Genomic DNA, 12,321 nt, shown 5'->3' on the forward strand with positions numbered 1-12,321 from the left:
GTATCGCCGATCATGGACGTGGGGTGGGGAAGCGCGCCCGCGACGGGTCCGGCGGTCCCCTCGACACCCGGGCACGTCCGCGCCCATGATGTCGGTAAGGTGCTTCCACCGGCCGGGGACGGTGGCGACCCGCCGCCGCTCCGTGCATCTCGGCAGTCGCGAGAACCGACGGGGGTTTTCGGAGCATGACCGCAACGTCCATCTCGTCCCGGGGTGAGACCCTGGCCTTTCCTCCCGGTTTCATCTGGGGGGCGGCCACCGCCGCGTACCAGATCGAGGGCGCGGCGCACGTGGACGGGCGTGGCGCGTCCGTCTGGGACACCTTCTCCCACACGCCGGGCAGGATCGCCGACGGCCACACCGGTGACGTGGCCTGCGACCACTACCACCGCTACGCCGACGACGTCCGCCTCATGGCGGAGCTGGGGCTGAGGGCCTACCGGTTCTCGATCGCCTGGCCCCGGATCCAGCCGGCGGGGTCCGGCCCCGTCAACGCGGAAGGACTGGACTTCTACGACCGGCTGGTGGACGAGCTGCTGGCCGCCGACATCGTTCCCTACCCGACCCTCTACCACTGGGACCTGCCCCAGGCGCTGGAGGACCTCGGCGGGTGGACCGCCCGCGACACGGCCTACCGCTTCGCCGACTACGCCCGGATCGTGCACGACCGGCTCGGCGACCGGGTCGGGACGTGGATGACGGTCAACGAGCCGTGGGTGGCCGCCGTGCTGGGATACGGCATCGGCGTGCACGCGCCCGGCCGCGCCTCGGCCGCGGAGGCGTTCCGCGCCTCCCACCACCTCCTGCTCGCCCACGGTCTGAGCGCCCGGGTGCTGCGCGAGGGCGGTGCCCGCGAGATCGCCCTCACCCTGAACCTGGCGCCCGTCCTCACGCCCGCCCAGCTGAGCGACCCGGACCTCCCGGTGTCCGCCGAGGACGCCGAGGCCGTCGACCGGGTCGACTGTCTCATCAACCGCCAGTTCCTCGACCCCGTCCTGCGCGGGGAGTACCCCCGGCCGACGCTGGAGATCATGGACAGGATCGGCGGTCTGGAACACATTCGCGACGGCGACCTGGCGACGATCAACCAGCCCGTCGACCTGCTGGGGATCAACTACTACACGCCCTGCGTCGTACGGTCCGCGCCGGGCGAACCGGCCAACGCCGCCTACCCCGGGACCGAGGACATCCGCTTCAGCGGGGCCCACGCCCCGACGACCGCGATGGGCTGGGCGATCGTGCCCACCGGCCTCACCCAGGTGCTCACCCGGCTCTCGCGCGACTACCCCGAGGTCGGCCTGCTGGTCACCGAGAACGGTGCCGCGTTCGACGACCTGGTGGACGGCGACCGCGTGCACGACACCGACAGGACCGCCTTCTTCGAGGGTCACCTGCGGGCCGCGCACGCCGCGATCGAGGCCGGGGCGGACCTGCGCGGCTTCCTGGTCTGGTCGTTGCTGGACAACTTCGAGTGGGCCGAGGGCTACCACAAGCGCTTCGGGATCGTGCACGTCGACTTCGAGACGCAGCGGCGGCTGCCCAAGGACAGCGCGCTGTGGTACCGCGAGGTGATCCGGCACAACGGGCTGCGCCGCGAACGCGCCAGGCGGCCCACCCTGGAGGCGGTCGCCGCCCGCGCCGGGGTGTCCAGGTCCACCGTCTCCAGGGTGATCAACGGTGAGGACACGGTCAGCGACGAGTTCCGCGCGATCGTCATGAACGCCGTGGACGAGCTGGGGTACGTCCCGAACTCGGCGGCCCGCAGCCTGGTGACACGGCGCACCGACTCGATCGCTCTGGTCGTCTCCGGCCCGGCCGCCGCCGCGAGCGCCGACGCGGGCGCCGACGACCCGGCGTTCTCGGTGACCCTCCGCTCGGTCGTCCGGGAGCTGGAGGAGGCGGGCAAGCGGGTCACCCTGATGCTCGCCGACTCACAGGACGGCCGCACGCGGGTGGAGCGCTACGCCGCCTCCGGGTACGTGGACGGGGTGGTGCTCGTGTCCGGTCACTCCTCCGACCCGCTCCCTGCGGCGCTGGTCCGCACGGGCGTTCCCGTCGTCGTCCTGGGCAGGCCGGTGGCGGCGCACACGCCGTACGCCGACGTCGACGACGCGGGCGGGGCCGCGGCGGCGGTGGCGCACCTGCTGGCACGGGGACGGCGGCGGATCGCCGCCATCGCAGGCCCCCCGGACTCGCTGGCCTCGCGGGCCCGGCTGGAGGGGTACCGCGAGGCGCTGCGCGACACCGGGTACCGGTCGATCATCGCCGTCGGCGACCTCACCCTCGCCTCGGGCGCGGACGCGATGCGCCAGCTCCTGCGGGACGACCCGGCGCTCGACGCGGTGTTCGTCGCCGGTGATCCGATGGCGATCGGGGCCCTGCGGGCGCTGGCCGAGTCCGGGCGGCGGGTGCCCGAGGACGTCGCGGTCGTGGGCTTCGGCGACGTCGCGACCGCCTCGTACACGGTGCCCGCGCTCACCACGGTGCGCACGCCGGGGACGGAACAGGGACGGACGGCGGCGCGCCTCCTGCTGCGTCACCTCGCCGGCGGTCCCGCCTCCTCGGCGATCCTGCCCACGGAGCTGGTCGTCCGCGAGTCCACCTGATCTCGGCGGGGGGCCGGAGATCGGGGCGCGGGGCGGGCGAGGGGCAGGGCTTCCGGGGGACAGAAGGGAAGGGTCCGCCGCGGTGACGACGGACCCTTCATGTCTCACGCTCCGGGCGGACGGGCCCCGGTGGGCGGGATCATCCCTGTCCCTACCCGGCGGCTCGGGCCGTGACTCCTGTCGGGCCGGATCGGCCGACGAGGACGGCGGGACCACTCAGTCGCGGGCCTGCTTCCCGTCGGCCCTCAGCGCGTACCAGTCGTCGCCGAAGCCCTCGGCGTCGTGCCCCTTGACCTCCCCGGCCGCGGTGTCCCTGGCGAAGTAGTAGAGCGGGTGGCCGTCGTAGGTCACCTGCGTCGTGCCGTCGTCCCGTTCGGTGGTGGCGAGCAGGTCCGCCTTGACACCCTTGCCCGCCTCCGGCTCGCCGTCCGTGACGTACGGCGGCCAGGCCCGCGCGCAGGCGTCCGAGCACGATGACTTGCCGTTCCTGTCCTTCTCGAAGAGGTAGAGCGTGCGGCCGCCCTCCCCGACCAGGATGCTGCCGATCCGCGTCTCGCCCAGCTCGACCCTGGCCCTGGTCGCCGCCGAGGGGTCCGCGGGCGAGGTGGGTGACGCCTTGACCTGGTCCGCGACCAACGGTTCGGTCGTGCTCCCGTCGTCGGCGCCGCCGCATCCGGCCGTGAACACGCCGAGCGCGAGCACGCCGGCAAGAAGCAACTTCCTCATCTCCGACCCTCCAGGTGAGCGGTGCCGTTACCGCTGCCCAGCAGACACGCTGCGGCTCCGGCGGGAGGTCGCGACACGGAGCCCTTGGACAGGCCTTTGCCCTCCTTTGCAGAGGTTCAACGGGCGGGCCGGACCTCAGCCGGTGGGGCGGGAGGCCGTGCGGGAGCGGCGGCGGTGCGCCCTCTGGCGGCACGCCGTGCCGCAGAAACGCGCGGGACGGCCCGTACGCGCCTCGCGGAGCGGGGCACCGCACATCTCGCAGCGTGCGAGCCCGGCGCCGGAGGCGCGTTCCTCGTGGGACGACGCCCCTTCCTGACGGCTCGCCGTCCCCGCCGGGGCGCCCGCCCTCCCCGATGGGCGCGCCCCTTCCTCGCGGGACGGGGACGCGGTCCGAGTTTCGTTACGGTGAACGACCGCGGCACGGTGTTTCGTCGCGCGGCCGGGTTCCGTGGCGCGGCCGGGCTCCGTCCTGCGACCGGGTTCCGTCGCGCCACCGGGTTCCGTCGCGCCGCCGGGCCCCGGCCCGACCCGCGTGCCCGGAACGGCCGGGGCGGTCTCCCGGCGGGTGTCGTAACCCGCGCGGGCCGCGGCGATCTCGTTCTGGTGCCGCTCGGTCCAGGTGACGAGCGACCGGATGGTGTCGTGCAGGGTCATGCCCAGCGGGGTGAGCTCGTAGTCGACCCTCGGCGGCACGACGGGGTGCACGGTGCGGCGCACCAGCCCGTCCCGCTCCAGGTGGCGCAGGGTGACGGTGAGCATGCGCTGGCTGACGCCGTCGATCTCGCGGCTCAGCTCGGTGAACCGCAGGGAGCGCCGGTCGAGGAGCGCGATGACGAGCAACGACCACTTGTCCGCCACGCGGTCCAGGATCTGGCGGACCTCGCAGTCCTCCCGGGTGTCCCACTGCCAGGCGTCGACGTAGGCGTCGCCGGCGTCGGAGCAGCGACTCGGTGACTTCGAAGTGCCTTCTTCCATGCCCATCGATGCTGCCTCAGGATGCGATTACTTACAAGAGGGAACCGGCAGCCGCGGGGAACCGGACGCGGCTCTCCCGTCCCCCGTACCCAAGGAGTCACCTCGTGTCCACACCGTCGTCCCCGCCGCTCTCCCCGGCGCCCGCCGGTCACACCGGCCGCGCCGACCGTATGAGCGGGCGTGCCTGGGGCATGTTGTTCGTGCTGTGCGGCGCGATCTTCCTGGAGGGGATCGACGTGGCGATGCTGAACGTCGCCCTGCCCGCGATCCGCTCCGACCTGGGGCTGAGCACCGGCTCGCTGAGCTGGGTGATGAGTTCCTACGTGCTCGGCTACGGCGGTTTCATGCTGCTGGGCGGCCGGGCCGCCGACCTGCTCGGCCGGCGGAGGATGTTCCTGCTCTGGCTCGGCGTGTTCGTCGTCTTCTCCGGACTGGGCGGTTTCGCGACCGAGGAGTGGGTGCTCGTCGTCGCGCGTTTCGTGACGGGGGTGGCCTCCGCGTTCATGGCGCCCGCCGGTCTGTCCATCATCACCACCGGCTTCGCCGAGGGGCCCCAGCGCAACCGCGCCCTCCTCGTCTACGCGGGAACGGCGTCGGCCGGTTTCTCGCTCGGCCTGGTCGTCGGCGGCCTGCTGGCCGCGATCAACTGGCGGTGGGTGTTCTTCGCACCGGTGATCATGGCTTCCCTGATCCTCGTCGCCGCCCTCGTCCTGATCCCGGACGACGGACGCCCGCGCGGGTCCGCCCGCGGCTTCGACCTGGCCGGTACGGTCACCGTGACCGGCGCGATGCTCGCGCTCGTGTTCGGGGTCGTCCGCCTGGAGGACCCCGCCACCGGATGGGGCTGGACGGTCGCCGCGTTCGCCGCCGGGTTCGCGCTGCTCGCCGTCTTCCCGGCGATCGAGCGACGTTCGGCGGCGCCCCTGGTGCGCCTGGGTCTCCTGCGCTCGGGCCCGCTGGTACGGGCCAACCTCGGCTTCCTGCTGTTCTCCGGATCGTTCTTCGGGTTCCAGTTCCTCGTCGTGCTCTACCTGCAGGAACTGCGTGGATGGTCGTCGCTGCAGGCGGCCCTGGCCCTGCTGGCCATCAGCATCGACGCCGTACTCGCGCCGACCCTCACCCCCCGGCTGGTGAACCGCTTCGGCAACGTCCGGGTGATCCTGTGCGGGCTCTTCCTGGCCGCCGTGGCCTACCTGCTGTTCCTGCCGGTCGGCCTCGACTGGACCTACGCGGCGATGTTCCCCACCATGATCATTCTCGGTCTCGCGTTCTCGCTGGCGTACGGGCCGTTCACCATCGCCGGGACCGACGGGGTGAGCGAGGACGAGCAGGGGCTCGCCGGCGGCCTGCTCTACACCTCCTTCCAGTTCGGCGCGGCGCTCGGCCTGGCGGCGGCGACCGCCGTGAACGTCGCCGCCACCGGGGCCGGCGGGTCAACGGCGGCCGCGCTCGACGGCTTCCGCGCGGCCCTGTTCGTCCCGGCCGCGATGGCCGTCGCCGCGGCGGTGGTCACCGCCTCGGGGCTGCGCCGGCGCGCCGGCACGCTCCTCGGGCCCCGTCCCGGGAGCCCCGCCACCGAGACGCGGTAGGCGGGGACCCGGGCGGCGGGGCGGGCTCGTCACCCGGCGTCCGTCTCCGCCGCCCGCGCCGCGGCCCGGTAGGAGAGGACGACCACGCCGCTGCCGAACGTCGTCGTCCCGGCGAGCTCGAAGGGGAACCTGCCGGTCTTCTTGAACAGCAGGTCCCCGGGGTCGCCGTCCCCCACGATGATCGGGTGCACCCAGAGGCGGAGTTCGTCGAGGAGGCCGTGCTCCAGCAGGGTGAGCGCGACCGGCCCGTAGCCGTACATCAGGATGTCCTGGCCGGGGCGCCGCTTGAGCGCGGTGACCTCCTCGACGAGGTCGCCCCCGAGGACGGTCGAGTTGTTCCACCCGGCCTTCTCCAGCGTGCGGGAGGCGACGTACTTGGGCAGGGAGTTCATCCGGTCGGCGAAGCCGTCCTCGTCGGTCATGGCCGGCCAGGCCTCGGCGAAGCCCTCGTAGGTGAGCCGGCCCATCAGCAGGGCGTCGCTGGCGAAGAGCTGCTCGCGGGCGAAGCGGCCGGCGTCCTCGTCGAAGTAGGGCATGGCCCAGCCGCCGGGGTCGCCGATGTAGCCGTCGAGGGACACGTAGGTCGAGGAAACGATCTTTCGCATGGGGGTCTCCGTTGATTCGCGTGTTCGATGAGGAACGTTCGTGACGTCGTGGTCGTGGTCGTGGTCGTGGTCGTGCAGCGGCCCCGCATCGGTGCCGGTCGGTGCCGGTCGGTGCCGGTCGGTGCCGGTCGGTGCCGCGAGGGGGCTTTCGCGTGGTCAGCAGGGGTAGGGACGCCCGGCTCTGGCGTCGCGCAGGGCGCGGGCCCACCAGGTCAACTGGTCCAGCGTGGTCGTGGCGGCGGTGTCGTACTCGGTGCCCGCCCGTGGCCAGCCGCCGTCGGCGGCGAACTGCTCCCAGTAGCGGGGCAGCGTCACCCCCGCGTGGACGGCCACCGCGTGCACCTCGGTGAAGACCTGGCGTAGCTGGGCCGCGGCGAACAGGCCGCCGGAGTCGTTGCCGTAGGAGACGAACGCCACCGGCTTGGCCTGCCACTCCCGGTAGAACCAGTCGACGGCGCTCTTCAGCGGTGCCGGGAAGCTCCGGTTGTACTCGGGTGTCACCACCACGAACGCGTCGGCGCAGGCCAGGCGCGGTGCCAGTGCCGCCACCGGGGCGGGAGGCGGCTCGTCGGTGTCCGTGAGCGTCTGCGGAAGCGCGACCTCGGCCAGATCGATCAGGTCGATCTCCAGCTCCGCCCGCCTGCGCGCCCGCGCCACGAACCAGTCCGCCACCGTGGGGCCGAACCGGCCGACGCGGGTACTGCCGACGATCACCGCCACCCGCAACCGGTCCTCGTTCTGCCTTTCGGACATCTGCCACCTCCCTCGTCCTCGTGCCCGGCTGATGTGTTCAACCATGCCGGAGGGTGTTTACGACATGTTTACGGCCGGTCTCCGACGGGCTTACGGCCCTCTCCGGCGCCGTACCCCGGCCGGTCCCGTATGGTGCGTTCATGCGTTTCGGGGTACTGGGTCCGCTGGCGGTGTGGACGGCGGACGGCACGCCCGTGACCGTCCCCGGCGTGAAGGTCCGCGCCCTCCTCGCCGTCCTGCTCGTCCACGAGGGGCGGCCGGTCCCGGCCGACCGGCTGATCGACGACCTGTGGGGCGAGAACCCGCCCGGCAACCCGGCCGGGGCGCTGTCGGCCAAGGTCTCGCAGTTGCGCCGGGTCCTGGAGGACGCCGAGCCGGGTGCCCGCGAGACGGTGGTGTCGCCCCCGCCGGGGTACGTGCTGCGCACCGGCGCCGACGCCGTGGACGCCCACCGGTTCCTGTCCCTGGCCGACGAGGCCGACAAGGCCGGCCGGGCCGGCGACCCCCGGTCGCGCGCGGCGCTGCTCACCGACGCCCTCGCCCTGTGGCGCGGTCCCGCGCTGGCCGACTTCGCCGACGAGCCGTTCGCCCGTTCCGTGATCACCCACCTGCACGAGCGGCGGCTCACCGCCCACGAGGACCTCGCCGAGGCCCGCCTGGCCCTGGGCGAGCACCACCGCATCGTCGCCGAGCTGGGCGAGCTGGTCGGCCGGTACCCGCTGCGGGAGAGGCTGCGCGCCGCGTACATGACCGCCCTGTACCGGTCCGGACGGCAGAGCGAGGCGCTCGACGGTTACGAGGGGCTGCGCGCCCACCTGGCCGACGAGCTCGGCCTGGACCCGGGCGCCGACCTGGTGGCCCTGCACCGGGCGATCCTCGTCCGGGATCCGGCGCTCGACCCGCCCGCCGCGCCCCGGGCCCCGGCGGAGGTGCCCGCCACGAACCTGCCCGCGCCGCTCGGCCCGCTGATCGGCAGGGACGAGGCGACGGCCGAGATCGGCGACCTGCTGCGCACCGATCGCCTGGTCACCCTCACCGGCCCGGGAGGGGTGGGCAAGACCCGCCTCGCCGCCGAGGCCGCGAGGCTGCGGGCCGGTGACTTCCCCGACGGGGTGTGGCTGGCCGAGCTGGCCGCGCTCGGCCGTCCGGGCGCGGGGAACGCCGCGGGCACGAAGGACGCGGTCGACTCGACGGCCGACGAGGTCATGCGGGTCCTGGGCGTCCGCGACACCGTCGCCGCCGAGGGAACGCCGTCGGCCCGTCTGGCCGGCGCGCTGCGTACCCGGCGGCTGCTGCTGGTGCTGGACAACTGCGAGCACCTCGTCGAACCCGTCGCGGAACTGGTGGAGCTGCTGCTGCGCGCCGCGCCGGAGCTGCGCGTCCTGGCCACCAGCCAGGAACCCCTCGCGCTGACCGGCGAGACGGTCTGGAACGTCCCGCCGCTGGAGACGCCCGCCGCGGCCACCACCGACCCGGCCTCGCTGGAACGGCTCGGTTCGGTCCGGCTCTTCGTCGCCCGTGCCCGCGCGGCGGACCGCGGGTTCACCCTCGACGCCGGTACCGCCCCGGCGGTCGCCACGCTCTGCCGCCGCCTCGACGGCATCCCGCTGGCCCTGGAGCTGGCCGCGACCAGGGTCCGCTCGCTGGGCGTCGCCGGCCTGGCCGAACGCCTGGACGACCGCTTCCGGCTGCTGGCCACCGGGCACCGCGGCGCCCCTCCCCGCCAGCGGACCCTCCAGGCGATGATCGACTGGAGCTGGGACCTGCTGGGCGACGCCGAGCGGCTGGTCCTGCGCCGGTTGGCCGTACACGCCGACGGGTGTTCCCTGGACGGTGCCGAGGCCGTCTGCGGCGCGGACGACCTCCCCGCGGCGGAGGTGTTCGACCTGCTGGCGCGCCTGGTGGACCGCTCGCTCGTCACCGTCGTGCACGGCGCCGACGGCCCCCGCTACCGCCTGCTGGAGTCGGTGGCCGCCTACTGCCTGATGCGGTCGCACGAGGCGGGCGAGTCGGAGCGGCTGCGGGAGCGTCACCGGCGCCACTACACCGCCCTCGCCGAGCGGGCCGCGCCCGGGTTGTACGGGCACGACCAGCAACGGTGGCTGCGCCGCCTGGACGCCGAGAGCGCGAACCTGCGGGCGGCGCTCGACGGCGCGGTCGCCGCCGGGGACGCCGAGCAGGGCCTGCGGCTGGTGAACGCGCTGGCCTGGTACTGGTTCCTGCGCGGCCGGACGGCCGAGGCGGGACGGTCGCTGTCCGCGGCGCTGGCCGTCCCCGCCGGGACGCCCGCCGCCGCGCTCCGTCCCCGGGTCCTGGTCTGGCGGGCGGGCATCGCCCTGCTGCGCGGCGAGAGCACCGACCGGGCCACCGCCCTGCGGCTGTACGAGGACGTCGGCGACCCGGCCGAGCGTGCCCGGGCCCAGTGGTTCCTCGCCTTCTGCGGGATGGGAGCCGGTGACCTCGCGCTCTGCGAGAAGCTCCTCGATCAGGCACTGACGGCCTTCGAAGCCCTCGGCGACCGGTGGGGGACGGCCGCGGCCCTGGTCGTCCGGGCCCAGTACGCGCACGTGCGGGGTGACCTGGCCGCCCTCGAACGCGACAGCGAGCGGGGGGCGGAGCTCTTCGACGAGCTGGGCGACCGCTGGGGCCGGTTGCAGGCGACCGAGTGGCTCGGCGGGCTGGCGGAGATGACCGGTGACCACGAGCGGGCCGAGCGGCTGCAGGGCGAGGGGTTGCGCATGGCCGAGGAGCTGGAGCTCTGGCCCGAGGTGGCCGGCCGGCTGGCCTGGCTGGGCTGGATCGCCCTGCAGCGCGGCGACCACGCCCGCGCCCGGGCCTGCGGGGAGCGGGCGGCGCGGCTGGCCGCCGAGCAGTCCCACCAGAGCACGCAGATCTTCGCCGAGACGGTGCTCGGGTACGCCGCCCGCAAGGAGGGGAGGTTCGGCGCCGCGACGGCGCATCTGCGCACCGTGCTGGCGTGGACCCCCCGGGGGGACGGCGGGACGGACCGCGCCATGCACGAGCCGATGATCCTGGCCGAGCTCGGGTTCGTGGCCGAGCAGCTCGGCGACGCCGAGGCCGCGCGGGACCTGCACCTGGAGGGCCTCGTCGCGGCGCGCGGGCTCGACGCCTCCCGGGACGTGACGCGGGGCCTGGAGGGCCTGGCCGGCGCGCTCTCCCTGGCCGGGGCGCACGACCGGGCCGCCCGGTTGCTGGGGGCGGCCGCCGCGGCCCGCCGGTCCACGGCCATGCCGCTGGCACCCGCCGAGCGGGACGACGTGGACCGGATCACCGGGCGGGTGCGTGACGCGCTGGGCGAGGAGGGCCTCGCGGCCGGACTCGAACGCGGCGGCGACCTCACCCCCGGCGAGGTCGAGTCCCTCGCCGGCCTGCCGGTCGTCCCCTGATCCCGCCCGGTCAGGCCCCGACCGGACTGCCGGGCCTGGGGAGGGCCTCGATGGTCCGCATGTGCCGCTCCCCCCAGTCGCCGAGCGGGATCAGGGCCTCGTTGAGCGAGTGGCCGAACTCGGTCAGCGAGTACTCCACCTTCGGCGGGACCTGGTGGTACACCTCGCGGTGCACCAGGCCGTAGGACTCCATCTCGCGCAGTTGCTGGATCAGCATCTTCTCGCTGACGCCCGAGATCGACCGTCTGAGCTCCCCGAACCGGAGGGGTTCGTGGTGGAGCGCCCACAGGATCAGCGCCTTCCACTTGCCGCCGACCACGTCGACCGCGGCGTCGAGCCCGCACGAGTACGTCCGCTTCTTCATCCCGCCCGCTCTCCTCACACACCAAAAGGTAAGTACCCAACAAAATAGTAGGTACTTGAGGAATTCCCAGTGTGGCACCAGCATCGGGAACACGCCGGTCGGGAACGAGGGACGAGGCCCGGCCGCGACGCCCACCTGTCGCACGAACGAATCGGGGACGCCGTGACCACAGACAACCGCCCGCCCGTGACGGTCATCGGCCTGGGCGCCATGGGGAGGGCGCTGGCCGGGGCCTTCCTGGACGGCGGCCATCCCACGACCGTGTGGAACCGCACGGCCGCGAGGAGCGAGGAACTCGTCCGGAGAGGGGCGACCGCCGCCGCCACCGTCGCCGAGGCGGTCGCCGCGAGCCCGCTCGTGGTGGTCTGCGTGCTCGACCACGCCTCCGTGCACGCCGTCCTCGACGCCGCCCCCGGCGTCAGGGACGGCGTCGGGGAGGGCGTCGGGGACGGCGCGCCCGGCGCCCCGGGCGGTTCCGGAGCCGGCGTCCTGGCCGGCCGGACGCTGGTGAACCTCACCAACGGCACGCCCGCCCAGGCACGCGAGACGGCCCGGCGGGTGGCCGGACACGGCGCCGAGTACGTGGACGGCGGCATCATGGCGGTGCCCCCGATGATCGGGACGCCCGCTTCGCTCGTTCTCTACAGCGGGTCGCGGGAGTCCTTCCGCGCCCACGAGCGCGCCTTCGAGGTGCTGGGCGCCGCGATGTACCTGGGGCCCGACCCCGGCCGGGCCGCGCTGTACGACATCGCCCTGCTGAGCGCGATGTACGGGATGTTCGGCGGGTTCTTCCACGCCCTCGCCCTGGCCGGGTCGGAGGGCGTCCCGGCGGCGGAGTTCACCCCGCTGGTGGTCTCGTGGCTGAACGCCATGACGACCTCCCTTCCCGGGATGGCGAAGGCGGTCGACTCCGGCGATCACTCCGCCACCGGTTCGAGTCTCCGGATGCAGGCGGTGGCCTTCCCCAACCTGCTGGACGCCAGCAGGGACCAGGGGGTCGACACCGCTCTGGTGGAGCCCATGCGGGCGCTCCTGGACCGGGGGGTCGCGGCGGGCCGGGGCGCCGGCGACGTCTCGGGCGTGGTCGATCTGCTGCGCACCGGTCCCGCCCGAGAGGGGCGGGACCGCTGACCGCTTCCCGTCCGTACGCGGTCCCGGGAAACGGTCGCCGGGAAGTGGCCGCCGGGAAGTGGCCGCCGGGTCCACGCCGGCGGTGCCGGCGGGAACCCGGGCCGGTGCCTTTCATCGCCCTAGAAGGCGTTGCCCCAGCGGCCGCAGTCGTCGAACTTGTCGTCG

General features: G+C 74.0%; 9 protein-coding genes. 4 read left to right on the plus strand and 5 right to left on the minus strand.

What is annotated here, in order from left to right:
• The first annotated feature begins 185 nt into the window (after nt 1-185).
• On the plus strand, nt 186-2,606 hold the full coding sequence (locus AB0G16_RS17155) for a GH1 family beta-glucosidase (RefSeq protein WP_362805509.1): 2,421 nt from the start codon (nt 186-188) through the stop codon (nt 2,604-2,606).
• Nucleotides 2,607-2,822: 216 nt separating this feature from the next.
• Here the strand turns inward: AB0G16_RS17155 and AB0G16_RS17160 are convergent, their stop codons facing one another.
• Nucleotides 2,823-3,332 carry a hypothetical protein gene (locus tag AB0G16_RS17160; RefSeq protein WP_362805511.1) on the minus strand — a complete coding sequence of 170 codons (510 nt, stop codon included), beginning with the start codon at nt 3,330-3,332 and terminating at the stop codon, nt 2,823-2,825.
• A 135-nt stretch (nt 3,333-3,467) separates the two neighbouring features.
• A complete protein-coding gene (locus tag AB0G16_RS17165) occupies nt 3,468-4,307 on the minus strand; it encodes a winged helix-turn-helix transcriptional regulator (RefSeq protein WP_362805513.1) in 840 nt (279 codons plus the stop codon).
• A 104-nt stretch (nt 4,308-4,411) separates the two neighbouring features.
• On the opposite strand from AB0G16_RS17165, the gene AB0G16_RS17170 reads away from it, so the two are divergent.
• Nucleotides 4,412-5,896 (plus strand): MFS transporter, encoded by a 1,485-nt coding sequence (locus AB0G16_RS17170; RefSeq protein WP_362805515.1) that lies wholly within the window; start codon nt 4,412-4,414, stop codon nt 5,894-5,896.
• Between the two features lie 29 nt (nt 5,897-5,925).
• Here the strand turns inward: AB0G16_RS17170 and AB0G16_RS17175 are convergent, their stop codons facing one another.
• Nucleotides 5,926-6,501 carry a dihydrofolate reductase family protein gene (locus tag AB0G16_RS17175; protein WP_362805517.1) on the minus strand — a complete coding sequence of 192 codons (576 nt, stop codon included), beginning with the start codon at nt 6,499-6,501 and terminating at the stop codon, nt 5,926-5,928.
• A 156-nt stretch (nt 6,502-6,657) separates the two neighbouring features.
• Nucleotides 6,658-7,254 (minus strand): NAD(P)H-dependent oxidoreductase, encoded by a 597-nt coding sequence (locus AB0G16_RS17180; protein WP_362805519.1) that lies wholly within the window; start codon nt 7,252-7,254, stop codon nt 6,658-6,660.
• Between the two features lie 140 nt (nt 7,255-7,394).
• On the opposite strand from AB0G16_RS17180, the gene AB0G16_RS17185 reads away from it, so the two are divergent.
• The gene (locus AB0G16_RS17185; RefSeq protein WP_362805521.1) at nt 7,395-10,661 is read left to right on the plus strand and encodes a BTAD domain-containing putative transcriptional regulator; all 3,267 of its coding nucleotides are present in this window, start codon (nt 7,395-7,397) and stop codon (nt 10,659-10,661) included.
• Between the two features lie 10 nt (nt 10,662-10,671).
• Here AB0G16_RS17185 and AB0G16_RS17190 read toward each other — a convergent pair whose 3' ends face one another.
• Nucleotides 10,672-11,025 (minus strand): helix-turn-helix domain-containing protein, encoded by a 354-nt coding sequence (locus tag AB0G16_RS17190; protein WP_362805523.1) that lies wholly within the window; start codon nt 11,023-11,025, stop codon nt 10,672-10,674.
• A 162-nt stretch (nt 11,026-11,187) separates the two neighbouring features.
• On the opposite strand from AB0G16_RS17190, the gene AB0G16_RS17195 reads away from it, so the two are divergent.
• Nucleotides 11,188-12,156, plus strand: coding sequence for an NAD(P)-binding domain-containing protein (locus tag AB0G16_RS17195; RefSeq protein WP_362805525.1), 969 nt, complete (start codon nt 11,188-11,190; stop codon nt 12,154-12,156).
• Nucleotides 12,157-12,321 lie beyond the last annotated feature (165 nt).

Source organism: Streptosporangium sp. NPDC023615, assembly GCF_040640155.1.
Taxonomy (GTDB): Bacteria; Actinomycetota; Actinomycetes; order Streptosporangiales; family Streptosporangiaceae; genus Streptosporangium.